This window comes from Variovorax sp. 01T432, assembly GCF_056398605.1.
This window is the reverse complement of sequence record NZ_JBFTPS010000020.1, coordinates 1-18,471: the sequence shown is the minus strand read 5'-3', so window position 1 is coordinate 18,471 and position 18,471 is coordinate 1. Positions and strand designations below refer to the sequence as shown.

General features: G+C 68.5%; 19 protein-coding genes and 2 riboswitches. Of the genes, 11 read left to right on the top strand and 8 right to left on the bottom strand.

What is annotated here, in order from left to right; all coding sequences use genetic code 11:
* Positions 1–209: 209 nt before the first annotated feature.
* From gcvH to AC1DNF_RS16630, 4 genes are all read right to left on the bottom strand, one after another.
* Positions 210–581, bottom strand: a complete 372-nt coding sequence (gene gcvH, locus AC1DNF_RS16645; RefSeq protein WP_478149715.1) for a glycine cleavage system protein GcvH — start codon at positions 579–581, stop codon at positions 210–212.
* A 36-nt stretch (positions 582–617) separates the two neighbouring features.
* On the bottom strand, positions 618–1,787 hold the full coding sequence (gcvT, locus tag AC1DNF_RS16640) for a glycine cleavage system aminomethyltransferase GcvT (protein WP_478149714.1): 1,170 nt from the start codon (positions 1,785–1,787) through the stop codon (positions 618–620).
* A gap of 46 nt (positions 1,788–1,833) precedes the next feature.
* Positions 1,834–1,954, bottom strand: a riboswitch (glycine riboswitch).
* Positions 1,955–1,966: 12 nt separating this feature from the next.
* A riboswitch (glycine riboswitch) is annotated at positions 1,967–2,071 on the bottom strand.
* Positions 2,072–2,113: 42 nt separating this feature from the next.
* Positions 2,114–2,647 carry a hypothetical protein gene (locus tag AC1DNF_RS16635; RefSeq protein WP_478149713.1) on the bottom strand — a complete coding sequence of 178 codons (534 nt, stop codon included), beginning with the start codon at positions 2,645–2,647 and terminating at the stop codon, positions 2,114–2,116.
* 107 nt (positions 2,648–2,754) lie between these two features.
* Positions 2,755–4,275: an ABC transporter permease/substrate-binding protein gene (locus AC1DNF_RS16630; protein ID WP_478149712.1), complete on the bottom strand. Its 1,521-nt coding sequence runs from the start codon at positions 4,273–4,275 to the stop codon at positions 2,755–2,757.
* A gap of 86 nt (positions 4,276–4,361) precedes the next feature.
* Between AC1DNF_RS16630 and AC1DNF_RS16625 the strand changes: the two genes are divergently transcribed.
* Both AC1DNF_RS16625 and AC1DNF_RS16620 read left to right on the top strand, forming a co-directional pair.
* Complete coding sequence (locus tag AC1DNF_RS16625; RefSeq protein WP_478149711.1) at positions 4,362–5,150, top strand: alpha/beta fold hydrolase; 789 nt, start codon at positions 4,362–4,364, stop codon at positions 5,148–5,150.
* 3 nt (positions 5,151–5,153) lie between these two features.
* On the top strand, positions 5,154–6,221 hold the full coding sequence (locus tag AC1DNF_RS16620) for an ROK family protein (protein ID WP_478149710.1): 1,068 nt from the start codon (positions 5,154–5,156) through the stop codon (positions 6,219–6,221).
* Here the strand turns inward: AC1DNF_RS16620 and AC1DNF_RS16615 are convergent.
* From AC1DNF_RS16615 to AC1DNF_RS16605, 3 genes are read right to left on the bottom strand one after another with little or no spacing between them, the layout of a single operon-like run.
* The gene (locus AC1DNF_RS16615; RefSeq protein WP_478149709.1) at positions 6,199–7,581 is read right to left on the bottom strand and encodes a phospholipase D-like domain-containing protein; all 1,383 of its coding nucleotides are present in this window, start codon (positions 7,579–7,581) and stop codon (positions 6,199–6,201) included. The genes AC1DNF_RS16620 and AC1DNF_RS16615 overlap by 23 nt on opposite strands.
* Positions 7,578–8,258 carry a glutathione S-transferase family protein gene (locus AC1DNF_RS16610; protein WP_478149708.1) on the bottom strand — a complete coding sequence of 227 codons (681 nt, stop codon included), beginning with the start codon at positions 8,256–8,258 and terminating at the stop codon, positions 7,578–7,580. The genes AC1DNF_RS16615 and AC1DNF_RS16610 overlap by 4 nt, the downstream gene beginning before the upstream one ends.
* Positions 8,259–8,290: 32 nt before the next feature.
* Positions 8,291–9,412, bottom strand: coding sequence for a 5-methyltetrahydropteroyltriglutamate--homocysteine S-methyltransferase (locus AC1DNF_RS16605; RefSeq protein WP_478149707.1), 1,122 nt, complete (start codon positions 9,410–9,412; stop codon positions 8,291–8,293).
* A gap of 147 nt (positions 9,413–9,559) precedes the next feature.
* Here AC1DNF_RS16605 and AC1DNF_RS16600 point away from each other — a divergent pair, with 147 nt between their 5' ends.
* The 9 genes from AC1DNF_RS16600 (at position 9,560) to AC1DNF_RS16560 (ending at position 17,650) form a co-directional block, all read left to right on the top strand.
* Positions 9,560–10,678 (top strand): aromatic ring-hydroxylating dioxygenase subunit alpha, encoded by a 1,119-nt coding sequence (locus AC1DNF_RS16600; RefSeq protein WP_478149706.1) that lies wholly within the window; start codon positions 9,560–9,562, stop codon positions 10,676–10,678.
* On the top strand, positions 10,675–11,439 hold the full coding sequence (locus tag AC1DNF_RS16595; RefSeq protein WP_478149705.1) for a GntR family transcriptional regulator: 765 nt from the start codon (positions 10,675–10,677) through the stop codon (positions 11,437–11,439). Before AC1DNF_RS16600 ends, AC1DNF_RS16595 begins: the two co-directional genes overlap by 4 nt.
* A gap of 12 nt (positions 11,440–11,451) precedes the next feature.
* Positions 11,452–12,462, top strand: coding sequence for a PDR/VanB family oxidoreductase (locus AC1DNF_RS16590; protein WP_478149704.1), 1,011 nt, complete (start codon positions 11,452–11,454; stop codon positions 12,460–12,462).
* Positions 12,463–12,622: 160 nt separating this feature from the next.
* A complete protein-coding gene (locus AC1DNF_RS16585) occupies positions 12,623–13,795 on the top strand; it encodes an ABC transporter substrate-binding protein (protein ID WP_478149703.1) in 1,173 nt (390 codons plus the stop codon).
* A 152-nt stretch (positions 13,796–13,947) separates the two neighbouring features.
* Positions 13,948–14,820, top strand: a complete 873-nt coding sequence (locus AC1DNF_RS16580) for a branched-chain amino acid ABC transporter permease (RefSeq protein ID WP_478149702.1) — start codon at positions 13,948–13,950, stop codon at positions 14,818–14,820.
* Positions 14,820–15,791 (top strand): branched-chain amino acid ABC transporter permease, encoded by a 972-nt coding sequence (locus AC1DNF_RS16575; RefSeq protein ID WP_478149701.1) that lies wholly within the window; start codon positions 14,820–14,822, stop codon positions 15,789–15,791. The genes AC1DNF_RS16580 and AC1DNF_RS16575 overlap by 1 nt, the downstream gene beginning before the upstream one ends.
* Entirely contained in the window at positions 15,788–16,546 is a 759-nt protein-coding gene (locus AC1DNF_RS16570) for an ABC transporter ATP-binding protein (RefSeq protein ID WP_478149700.1), read from the top strand. The genes AC1DNF_RS16575 and AC1DNF_RS16570 overlap by 4 nt, the downstream gene beginning before the upstream one ends.
* Positions 16,539–17,243, top strand: a complete 705-nt coding sequence (locus AC1DNF_RS16565) for an ABC transporter ATP-binding protein (RefSeq protein WP_478149699.1) — start codon at positions 16,539–16,541, stop codon at positions 17,241–17,243. Before AC1DNF_RS16570 ends, AC1DNF_RS16565 begins: the two co-directional genes overlap by 8 nt.
* Before the next feature lie 251 nt (positions 17,244–17,494).
* Positions 17,495–17,650, top strand: coding sequence for a hypothetical protein (locus AC1DNF_RS16560; protein ID WP_478149698.1), 156 nt, complete (start codon positions 17,495–17,497; stop codon positions 17,648–17,650).
* On the opposite strand, the gene AC1DNF_RS16555 is transcribed toward AC1DNF_RS16560, so the two are convergent.
* Entirely contained in the window at positions 17,644–18,261 is a 618-nt protein-coding gene (locus AC1DNF_RS16555; protein WP_478149697.1) for an NAD(P)-dependent oxidoreductase, read from the bottom strand. The genes AC1DNF_RS16560 and AC1DNF_RS16555 overlap by 7 nt on opposite strands.
* Positions 18,262–18,471: the final 210 nt, after the last annotated feature.

Sequence of the window (18,471 nt, the reverse complement as noted above, 5' to 3'; positions counted from 1 at the left end):
GCTTGGAAGGAACGAGGTACGGAGCAGGAAAGAGGTCGCCGCCGGGCCGCCCCAAGGCGGCCGCGCCTCCCACCCGGGGGGTGGCGAAGCACACGAAGTGGCAAGCCGGGGGGCAGTCATTCGGCGGCCGCCGCCGGGCCGCCCCAAGGCGGCCGCGCCTCCCCCCCGGGGGGGTGGCGAAGCACACGAAGTGGCAAGCCGGGGGGCAGTCATGATTCAGCGATCTTCTGGTAGGCGGCGGCGTCCAGCAGCGCGTCGAGTTGCGAGGGATCGCTCAGGAGCACCTTGAAGAACCAGCCTTCGGCTTCCGGCGCGCTGTTGGCGAGCGAGGGATCGGCGCGCAGCGCTTCGTTGACTTCGGTGACCTCGCCGGACACCGGCATGAAGACGTCGGCCGCGGCCTTGACCGACTCGACCACGCCGGCGACTTCGCCCTGCGCATAGGTCTCGCCGACGTTGGGCAGGTCGACGAAGACGACATCGCCCAGCGCGTCCTGCGCGTGCACGGTGATGCCGACGACGGCGACGCCGTCGCTGCCGGCATCGACCCATTCGTGGTCCTTGGTGTACTTGATGCTCATGAAAAGACTCCTGGTTGGAAATTGATCAGCCGGCCATCATCCACGGAAATAACGCGTCGGCACGAAGGGCATGGTGCTCACTTCCATCGGCACGGGCTTGCTGCGCACGATCGCCTGGATGCGGGTGCCGGGCTCGGCGTAGGCCAGCGCCACGTAGGCCATCGCGATCGGCCGATCGACCGTCGGGCTCAGCAGTCCGCTGGTCACCTTGCCGATCAGAAGACCCTCGAAGGATTGCAGGGGCGTGCCGTCGCGCACCGGCACGCGTTCCAGCGCGACCAGGCCGACCCGCTTGCGCTTCAGGGTGTCGTGGTCCAGGTGGCCCGCGGTGCCGCTGGCGGCCGTGAGCTGCGCAAGAATCCGCGCCGCGCCCGGGAAGCCGCCCTCGCGCGCGCCGCCGGCGCGGCGCACCTTCTGCATCGCCCAGCCGAGCGAGGCTTCGACCGGCGTGGTGCTTTCGTCGATGTCGTTGCCATAGAGGCAGAGCCCGGCTTCGAGCCGCAGCGAGTTGCGCGCGCCCAGGCCGACCGGCTTGACCTCGGGCTGCGCCAGCAGCAAGCGGGCGAGGGCCTCGGCATCCTTCGCGGCCACCGAGATCTCGAATCCGTCTTCACCGGTGTAGCCGCTGCGCGTGACGAAGGCCGCCAGGCCGCCGATGCGCACTTCGCCGCCCGTCATGAAGACGAAGCGCTCGACGCCCGGCGACAGGCGCGCGAGCGTGCCGGCGGCGAGCGGGCCCTGCAGCGCCAGCAGCGCATGGTCGGGCATCGGCTCGACCTGGCAGCGCTGGCCGATCTTCGCGCGGATGTGGGCGATGTCGGCCGCCTTGCAGGCGCCGTTGACGATCACGAAGAGCGAGTCCCGGCCCTCGTTGAAGAACATCAGGTCGTCGAGGATGCCGCCCTGGTCGTTGAGCAGCAGGCCATAGCGCTGCTTGCCGGGGGACAGGCCGATCACGTCGACCGGCATCAACGTCTCGAAGGCGGCGGCGGCGTCGGGGCCCTTGAGGCGCAGCTGGCCCATGTGCGAGATGTCGAACAGGCCGGCGGCCTCGCGCGTGTGCTTGTGCTCGGCCATCAGGCCGGTGGGGTACTGCACGGGCATGCTGTAGCCGGCGAAGGGCACCATGCGGGCGCCGAGCTCGGCGTGCAGGTCGTACAGCGGGGTCTTTTGCAGGACTTCGGCGGGGGCGGGTGAGGAGGCCAAGGCACTCTCCAATAGGGGCAGTCGCTATCCATGACGCAAGCCATGGGCCACCCCTGCTGTCCGCTTTACCTGAGAGATTCGCCCCACGATCGGGGTTTGCTCCTTCGGTGGGCGGCTCTCACTGATCGTTGCTCAGTGGCGGTCCGCCTCTCTCCAGCAAGGAAACGCCCGAAAAAACGAGCGCCTCGTCAGTCCTTTTGCCTGAGCGTTCGGGCCCGATCTCTCGATGGGACCTGCGCCTTCGGCGGCCACGCGGGGGCGCGGCTCTCTCCTGACACGAAAGAGTGTAAGGGATCGGGCAGAGGGCGGTCCCGGGCGCGGCGTCTTCAGTGCACGGCATCGGCCACCGGCAGCAGCATGTCGATGCGTGTGCGGACGGACTCGGCGCGCTCCGGGCCCGCCACCTTCTCGATCTCGGCCAGCATGGCGTTGGCCGTGGACAGCATCGACGTCCGGTCGCGCGCCTCGCGCAGGGTGTCGCGGAACTGCGCGGCGAGCACGGGGTCGCGCCGCACGAACATGCGCTCGCAGAGATCGAACAGGAACATCCGCGTCGTCGCCAGCGAGCGTTTGCCGTCGAAGGCGTCGACCGAGACCGGCGCGGCCTGCGCGAGCGGCGCCGGCACCCGAACGGGCGAGGAGGCCTCCGGCGCCTGCTGCTTCGGCACCAGCAGGAAGCCCTCGTTCACCAGGTGCAGCGCCACCCTTCCAGCCTCTTCGCGGCCGCCGAAGAGTTGGCCGAAATCGGTCACCGAGCGCTGGCCGTCGGCCATCAGCAGCAGCGCTCGCTCGCGCTGGCCCAGCGTGCGGCGGCCCGGCTGGAGTTCCTGGCGGGCCTTGTCGGTCTTGACGAGAAGCATCGGGATCTTGCGGGGTTCGGGATGGAGCACCGCATCATCGGAGGTCGTCGTGACACCCGCGTGAATGCGGCGCCCCCGCGAGTGCGGCGCGGGACGCCCCGGCTTGCTCAGCGCTGGCGCCGCATGAGGTATTCGATGGCCTCGAACAGCGCCTCGCTCACCAGCGCCAGCAGGGCGGCGGGCACGGCGCCGGCGATGAGCAGCCCGCGGTCGTTCAGCGCCAGTCCCGTCACGATGCGCTCGCCGAAGCCGCCCGCGCCGATGAAGGCGGCGATGGTGGCGGTGCCGATGGCGATGGTCGTCGCGGTCCGAACCCCCGCCAGCAAGGTCGGCAGCGACAGCGGCAGCAGCACCAGCCGCAGGCTCTGCGCGCCGGTCATGCCCAGGGCCGTGCCGGCCTCGCGCAGACCCGCGGGCACCTCGGCCAGTCCGGTCACGGTATTGCGCATGATGGGCAGCAGGGCATAGAGCGTGAGGGCGATCAGGGCGGGCACGGTGCCGATCGCTCCGAGCAGCGAGATCAGCAGGGCCAGCAGCGCCAGGGAGGGAATGGTTTGCAGGAGGCCGGTCAGGCCGAGCACGACCGCGCGCACGCGCAGGTGCGGGAACACGAGGATGCCCAGCGGCACCGCGATGAGGATCGCGAGGCCGACCGAGGCCCCGACCAGCAGCAGGTGTTGCCGCGTGAGGCGGCCGAGGTCCGAGCCGAAGAGCTTGGCGGCGAAGCCGCGGGGGACTTCGCCGGATACGGCGGCCTTGCGCGCCAGGAAATCGCGCGCGATCGCATCGAAGGCCTCGCCCTGCAGTTCGGCGCGCGCGTTCATGCGGATCATGGCGGGCTCGTCGATGCGACCCTGGAGCTTCTGCAGCGCGGCCCAGGCCTGCGGCCAGCGCGCCGGCACGTCCAGCCGGTAGAGCACGACCGCCTCGTAGCGGGGGAAGTAGCGGCGGTCGTCTTCCAGCACGCGCAGCTGGAGGTGGTCGATCTTGGCGTCGGTGGTGTAGATGTCCATGACGTCGATCTGCCGGGCCGCCATCGCGTCGTAGGCGAGGCCATGATCGAGCCCCACGGGCTTCTGCCTGAAGCCGTAGCGTTCGGCCAGACCCACCCAGCCATCGGCGCGCCCGATGAACTCGTTGGACAGGCCGAGCTTGAGGTCGGGATGGGCGGCCAGGTCGCTCAGGCTGTGGATCCCCAACCGGTCTGCCTCCGCCGCCCTCATGGCGAGCGCGTAGCCGTCGTTGAAGCCCAGCGGTATGGCCACGCCGAGCCCGAGCGGCGCGAGCGCGGCGTTCATGGCTTCGGGGGAGAGCATCTGCGGGCTCTTGAGGATCTCCTGCGCGATGGTGCCCGTGTATTCGGCGTACATGTCGATGTCGCCCGAGCGCAGGGCCTCGTAGACGATGGCCGTGTTGCCGAGCCCCTGGCGCACCACCGGCGGCGAGGCGAGGTGCGGGGCCGCGGTCTGCGCGAGCACCTCGGCGAGGATGTAGGACTCGGTGAAACGCTTGGAGCCGATGCGCAGGCCCTCGCCCTGGGCGTGGGACGCCGAAGCCGCCGAGAGCAAGCCAAGGCAGAACAGCAGGACGAGCCAGGCGCGAGGCCTCGAGCGGGGCGGCGGGTGCATCCCGCGCAGTGTAGGGCCGCTTCTCCTACAGCGGATCGTCAGCGGGGCTGATGCGGAGCCGGTTCGGGCGAAAGCAAGCTGGAGCGGTGCTGATCAACTATGTGCGACACGGTCAAGGCAAGTCTCTGGTCCTGGTTCATGGACTGGGGGGGAACTGGCGTTCCTGGCAGAACATCCTGGACCCGCTCGCGGGGCATCGCAGCGTGCTCGCGATCGATCTGCCCGGCTTCGGCAAGAGCCCGCCGCTCGCGGGCGAGATCTCGGTGCGGACGATGGCGGATGCGGTCACCCTGTTCCTGAAGGAGCACGACCTCCTCGGCACCGACGTCGTCGGCAGCGCGATGGGGGCGGGGCTGGTGCTCGAACTCGCGCGGCGGGGCGATGTCGTGGGGGCGGTGGTATCGCTCGATCCGTGCGGGTTCTGGGCCGGTTGGGAGCGCCACCTCTATCACGCCTCGATCTGGCTGTCGCTCAGGCTCGCTCGGGCGCTGCAGTTCGCGATGCCCGCCATCACGGCGCACGAGTGGTCGCGGGCGCTGCTCCTGACCCAGATCTCGATGCGCCCGGACCTACTGACGGCCTCGCTGGTGCTGGAGGAAATGCGCAGTTGTGCGGCGGCGCGGTCCATCGACTCGCTGCTGACCGATCTGGTGCGCGGTGCGCCGCAGCTGGGAGCCCCCAGCGGCAGCATGCGCAAGCCGCTCGTCATCGGCTGGGGGCGCGACGACCGCGTCTGCCTGCCGCGGCAGGCGGCGCGCGCGCTGCATCTCTTTCCCGACGCGCGGCTGTACTGGTTCGAACGCTGCGGGCATTTCCCGCACTGGGATGCGCCCGAGGAGACGACGCGGCTGATTCTCGAAACGACGGCCGATTGACCGATGAAGAATTTCGTTCCGCTCCCCGACGTGCATGGCGCCCGCGAATTGCCGACGGTCATCGTCGACGGCTACAGCCTCCAGCTTCGCGACAAGGACGGCTTCGTCGGCGACCAGGCCAGCCAGACCGCGTTCAGGCAACTGCTGGAGCGTTGGCGCCAGCGGCGCCGCAAGCGGGGCAAGGACCCGCTGGGCAACGTGCATTCCAGGGATTTGAGCAAGAGCAGCCTCRATGCCGCGCTGAAGACCAGGCGGGCCTCCGAGGCCGGCGACGTGGTGCATGCCGCCATCGAGGAGTTCGCCGGCGAACTGGCCGGCGTGATCGGCCGCTTCCTGCGCCAGCCCTCCTGGAAAGGCGTCGAGCGCATCGTGATCGGGGGCGGATTTCCGGAGAGCGACGTCGGCGAGCGCGCGATCCTGCAGGCCTCGGCCATGCTTCAGGACATGAATGTGAACGTCCAGCTGGCGCGAATCTGTCACGAGACCGACGACGGCGGACTGCTCGGCTGGGTGCATCTCGCGCCGCCGCAGCTGCTCGAGGGCAACGACGCGATCCTGGCACTGGACATCGGCGGCACCAATGTGCGCTGCGGCATCGTCAAGACGCGGATCAGGAAGGCGCCGGACCTGTCGCGCGCGAAGGTGATTCGGCGCGAGAAGTGGCGCCACGCCGACGATGGTCCGAATCGCAAGCTGCTGGTCGAGCGGCTGGCGGAAATGCTGGAAGACCAGATCCGCTACTGCGAGAGAAAAGGCATCCGGCTTTCGCCCTTCATCGGCATCGGCTGCCCGGGCCTCATCCGCCAGGACGGGTCGATCGCGCGCGGGACGCAGAACCTGCCGGGCGACTGGGAGAGCGACAGCTTTCATCTGCCCACGGAGTTGTGCAATCGCATTCCGATGATCCGCAAGGAGGCCACAGTGGCCCTGATGCACAACGACGCCGTCGTCCAGGGCCTGAGCGAGCTGCCCTTCATGCGGGACGTGAAGCGCTGGGCCGTCCTGACGATCGGCACCGGACTCGGCAATGCGAGCTACACGAACAAGCCTACAGCTGGAAAGCGACGGTGAGCAGCAGCCCTTCGACCACGTCGCGCACGAGGCCCGGGCGCCGCGCGTTGTAGGTCGCGCCGGCGGAGGCGGTGGTTTCGATCCATTGCGCGAACCAGTCGATCTCGGCCTCGCCGTAGAAGACCACCGCCGACTCGTGGTTCAGCAGCAGGCTGCGCATGTCGAGGTTGATCGAGCCGCACATCGCGAATTCCTCGTCGACCACGACGGCCTTGGCATGCGCCATGAAGGGCAGCATGCGAAAGATGACGCCGGCGCGCGCGAGATCGCGCATGGCGCGCGCGCGCACGAAATCGGCGAGCCGGTGGTTGGACCGCGCGGGCATGGCGATGGTCACCTGCACTCCGCGCCGCGCCGCGAGGCGCAGTGCGTCGCGCAGGCCGTCGCCCGGCACGAAGTAGGGGGTGATCGCGAGCAGCCGATGCTCGGCGCGGAAGCAGGCATCGATCAGCAGCGCGTGGGCCGTGTCTTCCGTCTGGTCGGGGCCGCTCGGCAGATACTGCGCCAGGCCGCCGTCCTCGAAATCCGGCACGTCCGCGCCGATGGCGCGCGGCTTGCGTCCGCGCACCGAGGCCCAGTCGTGGTCGAACTGCCGCGCGGCGGCGGCGGCCACGCTGCCCTTGATGTCGAAGGACAGATCGCGCCACGGCACCGGGTACTCGTCGTTGCCGACGAAGTATTCGCCCGCCAGGTTGCGCCCGCCGGACCAGAGCCAGCCGTCGTCCGCGATCGTCACCTTGCGATGGTTGCGCAGGTTGCGCGGGCCCGCGCGGCGCAGGCTGAAGAGCGGGCGGAACACCGCGATCTCGGCGCCGGCATCGCGCAGCGTCTCGAAATGATGGCGCGGCAGCGACAGCGCGCCGAAGCCGTCGAGCAGCACGCGCACCTTGATGCCCTGGCGCGCGCGCATCGACAGCCGGTTGATGACTTCGTGCCCGAGCGAATCGTCGCCGATGATGAAGGTGCCCACGTCGATGCGTTCGCGCGCGCCCTCGATCACCTCGCGCAGGGCCTCGCGGGCGGCATCGCCGTCGGAATGCAGGCGCACCGCGCAGCGGCCCGGCGCCGCCAGGCCGAAGCTCTCGATCAGGTCGGCGGCCCAGTGCCCCATCGGCGTGGAGCGCTGCGGGCGCGGCGAGCCCGAGGGCCGCAGCTTGCGCTGGCCGAACAGCAGGTAGGTCGGCAGGATCAGATAAGGCACCAGCAGCAGGCCCATCACCCAGGCCATCGCCGTGGTCGGCGCGCGCTGCTCGCGGCGTGCGCGCGTGGTCAGCACGTAGACCAGCAGCGCGAAGGTGACGACCAGCAGATGCTGCGATGGCGAAGGCAGCCAGTCGAGCCAGTCGTCGATGCGGTTCACGCGTCGAGCATCGATTGGAGGAACAAGGGGACCGGACGCGCCTGCGACGCGAGGAACGCCATCATCGGGCCGACCACCTGCCGCACCGGCGGCCGCACGCCCATGCGGTCGCGCCAGGCCACCAGCCGTGGCGTGGCATCGGTCATGCCGGCGCCCTTGCGGTCGGCGAAGACGTGTGCCATGTAGAAGGCGATGTCTGCGAAGGAATAGGGGCCGGCCAGGTGGTCGCCCTGCGCCAGCCGCTCTTCCATGCGCTCGTAGAAACGCGCGCACGCCGCGCAGGCGGTTTGCGCCGCTTCGCCCTGCATGTCGTGCTGAAGGCCCATGAGGCGGATCACGTGCGGAAAGAAGACCTCGTCCGACATGTGCTCGAGCTGGCGCGCGAGTGCCCGCCGGGCGGGGCCGCCCGGCCACAGCGGCGGTTCGGGCGCGATGTCCTCCAGGTATTCGAAGATCTGCGTCGAGTCGAAGATCTCGACCTCGCCGTCGATCAGGATCGGAACCTGGTGCTTCGGATTGATCCGCAGCACTTCCGGGTGCCTCGGCTCGTATCTGTCGTCGCGATCGAAGGGCACCATGATGGCTTCGACAGCGAGGCCTTTTTCGAGCGCCGCGATCTGCACCTTGGCGCCGAACATGCTGAGGGGGGCGGTGAAGAGCTTCATTGTCGGTTTCATGGCAATGACCTTACTTCATCACGATCAGGCCTTCAGGTCGAGCCCCAGACTTCCCGGGCGGTTTCCACCACCAGCCGCAGCTTGGCGCGCTGCGCCTCGACGGCGATGTTGTTTCCGTGCACCGTGCTCGAGAAGCCGCACTGCGGAGACAGCGCGAGCTGTTCGAGCGGCACGTACTTGGCGGCGGCCTCGATGCGGCTCTTGAGCTCGTCCTTGTCTTCCATCTCGCCGAACTTGGTGGTCACGAGGCCGAGCACCACGGTCTTGCCCTTGGGCAGGAAGCGAAGCGGGCGGAAGTCGCCCGAGCGCGCATCGTCGTATTCGAGGAAGTAGGCGTCGAGATCCATTTCCTTGAGCAGGGCCTCGGCGACCGGCTCGTAGTTGCCGGCCGCGGCGTGCGTGCTCTTGAAGTTGCCGCGGCACAGGTGCATGGCGAGCGTCATGCCCGCCGGCTTCTGCGCCACCACCTTGTTGATGAAGGCGGCATAGCGATGCGGCAGCTCGTTGGGGTCGTCGCCGCGCTGGCGGGCGGCTTCGCGCATCTTCTCGTCGCACAGGTAGGCGAGGTTGGTGTCGTCCATCTGCACATAGGTGCAACCGGCCGCGGCCAGCGAACGCAGTTCGTCGCCATAGGCCTGGGCCACGTCGTCGTAGAAGAAGGGGTCGAGTTCGGGGTAGTGCTCCCTGCTGATGCCGGCGCGGCCGCCGCGGAAATGCAGCATGGTGGGCGAGGGGATGGTCACCTTCGGCGTGTTGCCGGCGGACACCTGGCTCTTGAGGTACTCGAAGTCGGCGAGCTGGATGTTCTTGGCGTGGCGCACCTTGTCGATCACGCGCATCACGGGCGGGGCCAGCTCCTCGGTGCCGTCCGGCTTGCGGATGGTGACGGGGATGTCGGTCTTCACGCCGCCGAGCTGCTCGAGGAAGTCGATGTGGAAGTAGGTGCGGCGGAATTCGCCGTCGGTGATGCTCTTGAGGCCGATGTCCTCCTGGAACTTCACGATCTCGGTGATGGCCTTGTCTTCGACCTTGCGAAGCTGCTCGGGCGTGATCTCGCCCTTGGCCTTCTGCTCGCGGGCGTCGAGCAGGAACTTGGGACGCAGGAAGCTGCCGACGTGGTCGTAGCGGGCAGGCAGGGCGGCGTGCTGGGACATGGATGGGCTCCGTCGATTTCTGGAAAAGAACGGTCGATCGTATCCGCACCGGAGGGGCCGATGCTGAATACAGCGCGCCTGGGGTTTTCCCTAGAAATGAGTCAAAAGACTGGACTTTTGGCTTCCGCTGTATACATTGCGTATCCCATGAACACCTCCACGAGCCCATTTCCCCTGAATGCGTGGTACGCCGCGGCCTATGACGTCGAGGTCAGGCACGCGCTGCTGTCGCGCACCATCTGCAACCAGAAGGTCGTGCTCTACAGGCGCACCGACGGCGAGGTCGCCGTGCTGGAAGACGCCTGCTGGCATCGGCTGATGCCGCTGTCGCTCGGCCGCCTGGAGGGCGACGAACTGGTGTGCGGCTACCACGGGCTGGTGTACAACAGCCAGGGCCGCTGCACCTTCATGCCGAGCCAGGAGACCTTGAATCCTTCGGCCTGCGTCAGGGCCTATCCGGCCGTCGAGAAGCACCGCTTCGTCTGGATCTGGCCGGGCGACCCGGCCAAGGCCGACCCGGCGCTGGTGCCCGACATGCACTGGAACGACGACGCCGAATGGGCCGGCGACGGCAAGATGATCCGCGTGAACTGCGACTACCGGCTGGTCGTCGACAACCTGATGGACCTGACGCACGAGACCTTCGTCCACGGCTCGTCGATCGGCAACCGCGCGGTGGCGGAGGCGCCTTTCGTCGCGACGCACGGCGACCATTCGGCCACGGTCACGCGCTGGATGGAGAACATCGACGCGCCGCCTTTCTGGGCCGCGCAGATCCATCATGCGCACGGCTACAAGGGCAAGGTCGACCGCTGGCAGATCATTCGTTTCGAGGGCCCTTGCACGGTCAACATCGACGTCGGCGTGGCCGAGGCCGGCAGCGGCGCGGTGCCGCGCGAGGGCTCGGCCGGCGACAGGAGCCGCGGCGTGAACGGCTACGTGCTCAACACCATCACGCCCGAGACCGACAAGACCTGCCTCTATTTCTGGGCCTTCGCCCGCAACTACTGCATCGGCGAGCAGCGGCTCACACACGAGTTGCGCGAGGGCGTGTCCGGGATCTTCCGCGAGGACGAGCTCGTGCTCGAGGCGCAGCAGCGCGCCATCGACGAGCGGCCGGACTACAGCTTCTACAACCTCAACATCGACGCCGGCGCCATGTGGGCGCGCCGGATCATCGACCAGATGATCGCGAAGGAAAGGCCGCGCGCGGCGACCATCCCGATCCGGGCCGTGGCGGACGCCGGCGTGGCGGAGCGTTCGTGAGCGCAGCGGCGGCGCCCGGTGTCGAGCCTGCGGAGGGCGGCGGCTCGCAGGCGGTCAAGGCCCAGCTTCGGCTGCGCGAGATGGTGCTGGCCGGCGAGCTGCCGGGCGGGGCGCGCATCGCCGAGGTTGCGATTTCCGAGCTGCTCGGCGTCTCGCGCACGCCGGTGCGCAGCGCGCTCATGAGGCTCGAACAGGAAGGCCTGCTCGAAGCCCTGCCCAACGGCGGCTATGCGGTGCGGACCTTCTCGGAGCGCGACGTGTCCGATGCCATCGAACTGCGCGGCACGCTCGAGGGCCTGTCGGCGCGGCTCGCCGCCGAGCGCGGCGCCTCGCCGGTGGTGTTGCGCGAGGCGCGCGCGTGCCTGCGGCGCATCGACGAACTGCTGCGCGACCCCGCGCTCGACGATGCGGCCTTCTCGCGCTACGTGGCCTTCAATGAGCAGTTCCACCGCCTCCTGTCCGAGATGTCGGGCAGCGCGCTGATCGCCAAACAGCTCGAGCGCGTGGTCAATCTGCCGTTCGCGTCGCCTTCGGGCTTCGTGGTCGTGCAGGCGAACTCGCAGGCGGCGCGCGACATGCTGCTGATCGCGCAGGACCAGCATGGCCAGGTGCTCGACGCGATCGAGAACCGCGAAGGTTCGCGCGCCGAGGCGCTGATGCGCGAGCACAGCCGCATCGCGCAGCGCAACCTCCGCGAGGCGCTGCACGGCGCCGAATCCCATCCCTTGCCGGGCGTACAACTCATACGGCGCCGCGCCTGAAGACTTGCGAAGATGAAAAGCGAAACCCACTGGATGCCCGCGCGCATCACCGCCTTGCGCGACCTGACGCCGACCGTGCGCGAGTTCGAGATCACGCCCGAATCGGGCATCGTCGCGGGCCATGAGCCCGGGGCGCACCTGCAGGTGCAGGTGCTTGTCGGACACGCGGGCGCGGGGCGGATGCAGACGCGTTCCTATTCGCTGGTCGGGGCGCCCGACGGGAAGGCGTGGCGCATTGCCGTGAAACGCCTCGACGACGGCCGGGGCGGCTCGCTGGCGATGTGGCGCCTGGCGTCGGGCGATCGGCTCCTGGTCTGCGAGCCGCAAAGCCACTTCGGCCTGGACGAGAAGGCGCCCGGCTATCTACTTGTGGCGGGCGGCATCGGCATCACGCCGCTGGTCTTCATGGCCCAGCGCCTGGGCGCGCTGGCCGCGCGCAGCGGCGTTCGCGTGCGCATGCTCTATGGCGCGCGCAGCGAGGATGAGCTGGCTTATCTCCCTGTGCTGCGGGAGGCGTTGGGCCGGTGTGAAACGGCCAGCGTGCAGGCTCATGTCGGGAGCGCACCCATCGATTTCGCGGCCGAGATCGCGGCGTTGCCGCCGGCCGGCCAGCTCTATACCTGTGGGCCGGTGCCGATGCTCGAGGCGGTCAAGCGCGCATGGGCGGCCGCCGGCCGCGCGCAGGCCGACCTGCGCTTCGAGACTTTCGGCAGCAGCGGCCGCCTCGCGGCGCAGGCCTTCGAGGTGCGCATTCCGCGCCACGGCCTGAGCCTCACCGTGCCGGCCGACGGCACCTTGCTCGAAACGTTGGAGGCCGCCGGCGTGGAGACGCTGTGGGATTGTCGGCGCGGCGAATGCGGCCTCTGCGCCGTGGACGTTCTTGCCGTGGACGGCGAGATCGACCACCGCGACGTGTTCCTCAGCGCGCACGAGAAAGAGCAGGGACGGCGCATGTGCGCGTGCGTGTCGCGCGCGGTCGGCACGATCACGATCGATTCGGCATGGCGTCCCGATAGTCTCTGAGCCCGCCGCGGGCTTTGTGCGATCATCGCGCAGATCAATCGTTGATCGCGCAGAAACTCGGCGTCCGCGCGGGGCGCTAGGTGTTTGCCGCGGCGCGCGCCCGCTTGCATCTGGTCACAATACCCCCCGTTCTGCTTCCATAGAAATAGGAGCCTTTTCCATGCAACGTCGCCATCTCATCTGGGCCGCGAGCCTGACCGCCATCGCGCTGGCCATGCCGCTGGCCCATGCCCAGAGCAACACCTTCAAGATCGGCCTGATCCTGCCGATGACGGGGCAGTCGGCTTCCACGGGGCGCCAGATCGAGGCCGCGGCGCGGCTCTACATGGCGCAGAACGGTGACACGGTCGCGGGCAAGAAGGTCGAGCTGATCGTCAAGGACGACACGGGCCTGCCGGATGTCACCAAGCGCATCGCGCAGGAACTGGTGGTCAACGACAAGGTCAATGTGCTGGCCGGTTTCGGCCTCACGCCGCTCGCGCTGGCCGTGGCGCCGATTGCCACGCAGTCGAAGACGCCCGAGGTCGTGATGGCCGCGGCCACCTCGAGCATCACGGAGGCTTCGCCCTACATCATCCGTTCCAGCTTCACGCTGCCGCAGGTGTCGGTCGCCATGGGCGACTGGGCGCCGAAGAACGGCGTGAAGTCGGTGGTCACGCTGGTGGCCGACTACGGCCCCGGCAACGATGCCGAGAAGTTCTTCAGCGAGCGCTTCCAGCTCAACGGCGGCAAGGTGATCGAGAAGCTGCGGGTACCGCTGCGCAACCCCGACTTCGCGCCTTTCCTGCAGAAGGTGCGCGACGACAAGCCCGATGCGCTCTTCGTCTTCGTGCCCTCGGGCGCCGGCGCGGCGGTGATGAAGCAGTTCCTGGAGCGCGGCATGGACAAGGCCGGCATCCGGCTGATCGCCACCGGCGACGTGACCGATGACGACCAGCTCAACGACATGGGCGACGGCGCGCTCGGCGTGGTCACCTCGCACCACTACTCGGCGGCGCATCCGTCGGCGATGAACAAGAAGTTCGTCGAGGCCTTCGAGAAGGCCAACAAGAACATGCGCCCGAACTTCATGGCCGTCGGCGGTTATGACGGCATGCGCGTGATCTACGAGGCGCTCAAGACCACCAAGGGCCAGGGCGGCGGCGACGCGCTGCTGGCGGCGATGAAGGGCCAGGTCTTCGAGAGTCCGCGCGGCGAGGTGCTGATCGATGCGCAGACCCGCGACATCGTGCAGGACGTGTACCTGCGCAAGGTCGAGAAGAAGAATGGCCAGCTCTACAACGTCGAGTTCGACGTGATCAAGGCCGTGAAGGATCCGGGCAAAGCAAAATGAAGCTCGCCCCAGGCCGGGCCCGCTTCTCGTGGCCGCCTTCCCCCTGCCGGGGGCAGCACCGGCGGCCCGGCGGAGCCGGTTCCGCGGTGCTTGCCGAAGGGGCCACGCCGCGCGGGCCGGGTTGTTGCGCGGCGGCCCGATGAACGACTGATATGTTGACCATTCTCTTTGACGGCATCGCCTACGGCATGCTGCTGTTCGTGCTCGCGGTCGGTCTTGCGGTGACGCTGGGGTTGATGAACTTCATCAATCTCGCGCACGGAGCCTTCGCCATGGCGGGCGGTTACCTCACGGTGTTCGCGATGGAGAAGCTGGGCGTGCCTTTCCTGGCCTGCCTGCCGCTCGCCTTCATCGTCGTCGGGGCGGCCGGGGCGCTGCTCGAACGCACGCTGTACCGCCCGATGTACGGCAAGTCGCATCTGGACCAGGTGCTGTTCTCGATCGGACTCGCCTTCATGGCGGTGGCCGCCGTCGACTACTTCGTCGGCTCCTCGCAGCAGAACATCCATCTGCCCGAATGGCTGCGTGGCCGCACCGAGATCGGCGACGGCGCGTTCCTGCTGGGCATGGGGCATTACCGCCTGTTCATCATCGGCGTGTGTGCGCTGCTCACCGTGGTGCTGCAGCTGATTCTTTCGAAGACCCGCTTCGGCAGCCGCTTGCGCGCGGCGGTGGACGATCCGCGCGTCGCTGCGGGGCTGGGGATCAACGTCAACGTGGTGTTCCTGCTGACCTTCGCGGTCGGCTCGGGGCTGGCGGGGCTCGGCGGCGCGCTGGGCGCGGAGATCCTGGGGCTCGATCCGACCTTTCCGCTCAAGTACATGATCTATTTCCTGATCGTGGTGTCGGTGGGCGGCACCTCGTCGATCACCGGTCCGCTGCTGGCCGCGCTGCTGCTGGGGATCGCCGACGTGGCGGGCAAGTATTTCATTCCGAAGATGGGTGCCTTCACCGTCTACCTGCTGATGATCCTGATCCTGATGTGGCGGCCGCAGGGCCTGTTCACGCGCAAGGGAGGCCGATGATGGACCTCCAGCAAGCACTGACGCGCAAGGCGCGCTGGCGGCCGTGGGAGTTCGCGGTCTGGGCGCTGGCCTTCGCGCTGCCGGCGGTCGTTCCCTCGCACGCCTTGATGATCAACGAGATCGCCATCGTCGCGCTGTTCGCGATGTCGCTCGACCTGATCCTCGGGTACACGGGCATCGTGTCGCTCGGGCATGCGGCCTTCTTCGGCTTCGGCGCCTATGCCGCCGCGCTCTTCGCCAAGCTGGTGATGCCCGATCCCACGGTCGGGCTGCTCGTCGCCGTGGTGCTGTCGGGCGCGCTCGGCGCGGTGGCGAGCGTGACGATCCTGCGCGGCAGCGATCTCACGCGGCTCATGGTCACGCTCGGCACGGCCCTGCTGCTGCTCGAACTGGCGAACAAGCTCGACTGGCTGACCGGCGGCGCCGACGGCCTGCAGGGCGTGGTGATGGGACCGGTGCTCGGGCTCTTCGACTTCGACCTGTATGGCCGCACGGCCGCGTGGTACTCGCTCGGTGTGATGCTGGTGTTGTTCCTGCTGATGCGCCGGATGGTGCATTCGCCTTTCGGCGCCACGCTCAAGGCCGTGCGGGACAACCGGCTGCGCGCGATGGCGATCGGCATTCCCGTCGTCTCGCGGCTGGCGGTGATCTATACCGTGGCCGCGGCGGTGGCCGGGGCGGCCGGGGCGCTGCTCGCGCAGACCACGGGCTTCGCCTCGCTCGACGTGCTGGCCTTCGACCGCTCGGCCGACGTGCTGCTGATGCTGGTCATTGGCGGCGTGGGCTGGCTCTATGGCGGCATCACCGGCGCGATCGTCTTCAAGCTGCTGCAGGACACGCTGTCGACCGTCACGCCGCAATACTGGATGTTCTGGATCGGCCTGATCCTGGTGCTGCTGGTGCTGGTCGGGCGAGACCGCCTGCTCAAGCCCTGGACCTGGTTCGGGGCGCGCGGGAGGGCCAGGCCGTGAACGACATCGTCCTTTCCGCGACCGGGCTCGTGATGCGCTTCGGCGGCATCACGGCCACCAACAACGTGACGCTGAATCTCCGGCGCGGCGCGCGCCATGCGCTGATCGGCCCGAACGGGGCGGGCAAGACCACGCTGATCAATCTGCTGACGGGCGTGCTCACGCCGACCGAGGGCCGCATCGTCCTGGAGGGCGAGGACATCACCCGTTTCGCGCCGCACCGCCGGGTGGCGCGCGGCATGGTGCGGACCTTCCAGATCAACCAGCTGTTCGATTCGATGACGCCGCTGGAAACGCTGGCACTGGTCGTCTCGCAGCACCTGGGGCTGGGCGGCCAATGGTGGCGACCTCTCGGGTCGTCGAAGGAGGTGATCGAGCGGGCGAAGCAGTTGCTGGATCAGTTTCATCTGACCGACGTCGCGCTGCAGCAGACCCGGCAACTGGCCTACGGCAAGCGTCGGCTGCTGGAGATCGCGATCGCGCTGGCCTGCGAACCGCGCGTGCTGCTGCTCGACGAACCCGTGGCGGGCGTGCCAGCCGGCGAGCGCGAGGAGCTGCTGGAGACGGTGGCCGCGCTGCCGGCCGACGTCTCGGTGCTCCTGATCGAACACGACATGGACCTGGTCTTCAGCTTCGCCGATCGCATGACGGTGCTGGTCAACGGCACGCTCCTGACCGAGGGCGACCCCGACACGATCGCCAACGACCCGAAGGTCAAAGAGGTCTATCTCGGACAAGGAGCCGTGCATGTCTGAGCTTCTTCGCATCGAGAACCTGAGCGCCGGCTACGGCGAGGCGGTGGTGTTGCACGATGTCGCGCTCGCGCTCGGAGAAGGCCAGACGCTGGCGCTGCTGGGCCGCAACGGCACGGGCAAGACCACGCTGATCAACACGCTGGCCGGCGCCACGCGCCAGCATGGCGGCAGCATCACGCTGGCCGGCGTGGCCTTGCACAAGCTGCCGCCGCATCAGCGCGCGGCGGCCGGTATCGGCTGGGTGCCGCAGGAGCGAAACATCTTCAAGTCGCTGACGGTGAACGAGAACCTCACCGCGGTGGAGCGGCCGGGCAAGTGGAATGCGAAGCGCGTCTACGAGATGTTCCCGCGCCTGGCCGAGCGCAAGAGCAACCTCGGCACGCAGCTCTCGGGCGGCGAGCAGCAGATGCTGGCCGTCGGACGGGCGCTGGTGCTCAATCCGCGGCTGCTGCTGCTCGACGAGCCGCTGGAAGGCCTGGCGCCGATCATCGTGGAAGAGCTGCTGCGCGCCATCCGCCGCATCACCCAGGGCGAGGGGCTGGCGGCGATCATCGTCGAGCAGCATCCGCAGGCGATCCTCGCGATCTCGGACAGGGCGGTGGTGCTGGACCACGGCACCGTGGTGCATGCCGACAGCGCCGCCGCGCTGAGCGCGCAGCCCGAAGTGCTGGAGCGGCTGCTCGGCGTCGCTCGCTGAAGGCGCGCCGCGCGGCATGCTCGCCGGTGTTCGGCTTCCGGCCTGAACTGCCCGTCCTCGGCTTCGAGGCAGGAGACTGTGACGGCCTGGCTTCGTGACCGACTGTCGGCTCGATGGCAACGCCCGTATCGTGACCTTCGCCAACGGCGTGGTGGCGCGTGAAGTCATCGTCGACCTCGACGATGCCGCGCGGCGGGTGGTGTGGTCGGCCAGCGGCGGCCGGCTCTCGCACCACAAACGCCTCGCTTCAGGTGTTCCCCAAAGACGGCGCGCACTGCCGTCTCGTCTGGATCGCCGACCTGCTGCCCAATGAACTGTCGGGCGCCATCGCCGCCATGATTGCGGACGGCATGCGCGCCATGAAGAAGACGCTCGAAGCGCAGACCGCCGGCCCCGGCGCTCAATAGCCGACCGTGAAGCGCTGGCGCGAATGCTCCGGCGACTCGAGTTCGTCGGCCAGCGCGACGGCGTAGTCTTCCATCGAGATCCAGCTCCTGCCCTTGGCATCGACCAGCAGGCGGTCGTCGCCGAGGCGGAAGCTGCCGGTGCGTTCGCCCGGCTCCAGCAATGCGGAAGGCGAAAGAAAAGTCCAGTCCAGCGCCTTTTCGCGGCGCAGCCCGTCGAGGAACGCCCGGCCCGCCAGGGCTTCGGCCTTGTAGGCCGCCGGGAATTCGGGCGTATCGACCAATGCCTTGCCGGGCGCGACCTCGAGGCTGCCCGCGCCACCGACCACCAGCAGGCGCGGTACCTCGGCCTTTGTCGTGGCGTCGATCACGGTGGCGGCATCGCTGCCGCCGGCAAAGCGGGTCGCGCTGACCACGGCGTCGTGGCCGCGCAGCAGCGGGGCCAATCCGTCCGCCTGGGTGGCGTCGCCCTGGCGGACGGCGAGGCCGGGGCGCGCCGGGGCCTTCGAGACGTCGCGCGCAATGCCGGTGACGGAATGGCCGCGTCGAAGCAGTTCGTCGGCGATGCGCGAGCCGACGCGGCCGGTGATGCCGAGGATGGCGATCTTGCTCATGGTGGGTTCCTTTGCTTGCGATGGTCTGATCGTACGTTTCTCCCTTGGGCCGAAAAACCGCCTAGTGTAGTGTTGCATTCTGTTTGGAACTTAAGCGGCTATTGGCGCGAATGACCTTTTGCAGGATGTCGCGCGCGCTCTTGGTCCAGATGAATGGCTTGGGTTCTTTGTTGTGATGAGCGACGTACTCGTCAATGGCAGTGACCAGTT

What these genes read in the sequence shown, in the direction of transcription:
- AC1DNF_RS16600 (WP_478149706.1), top strand. Translation starts at nt 9,560, where the DNA reads ATGAACACCTCCACGAGCCCATTTCCCCTGAATGCGTGGTACGCCGCG.
- AC1DNF_RS16610 (WP_478149708.1), bottom strand. Translation starts at nt 8,258, where the DNA reads ATGAAACCGACAATGAAGCTCTTCACCGCCCCCCTCAGCATGTTCGGC.
- AC1DNF_RS16590 (WP_478149704.1), top strand. Translation starts at nt 11,452, where the DNA reads ATGAAAAGCGAAACCCACTGGATGCCCGCGCGCATCACCGCCTTGCGC.
- AC1DNF_RS16575 (WP_478149701.1), top strand. Translation starts at nt 14,820, where the DNA reads ATGGACCTCCAGCAAGCACTGACGCGCAAGGCGCGCTGGCGGCCGTGG.
- AC1DNF_RS16585 (WP_478149703.1), top strand. Translation starts at nt 12,623, where the DNA reads ATGCAACGTCGCCATCTCATCTGGGCCGCGAGCCTGACCGCCATCGCG.
- AC1DNF_RS16605 (WP_478149707.1), bottom strand. Translation starts at nt 9,412, where the DNA reads ATGTCCCAGCACGCCGCCCTGCCTGCCCGCTACGACCACGTCGGCAGC.
- AC1DNF_RS16555 (WP_478149697.1), bottom strand. Translation starts at nt 18,261, where the DNA reads ATGAGCAAGATCGCCATCCTCGGCATCACCGGCCGCGTCGGCTCGCGC.
- AC1DNF_RS16630 (WP_478149712.1), bottom strand. Translation starts at nt 4,275, where the DNA reads ATGCACCCGCCGCCCCGCTCGAGGCCTCGCGCCTGGCTCGTCCTGCTG.
- AC1DNF_RS16635 (WP_478149713.1), bottom strand. Translation starts at nt 2,647, where the DNA reads ATGCTTCTCGTCAAGACCGACAAGGCCCGCCAGGAACTCCAGCCGGGC.
- AC1DNF_RS16580 (WP_478149702.1), top strand. Translation starts at nt 13,948, where the DNA reads ATGTTGACCATTCTCTTTGACGGCATCGCCTACGGCATGCTGCTGTTC.
- AC1DNF_RS16565 (WP_478149699.1), top strand. Translation starts at nt 16,539, where the DNA reads ATGTCTGAGCTTCTTCGCATCGAGAACCTGAGCGCCGGCTACGGCGAG.
- gcvH (WP_478149715.1), bottom strand. Translation starts at nt 581, where the DNA reads ATGAGCATCAAGTACACCAAGGACCACGAATGGGTCGATGCCGGCAGC.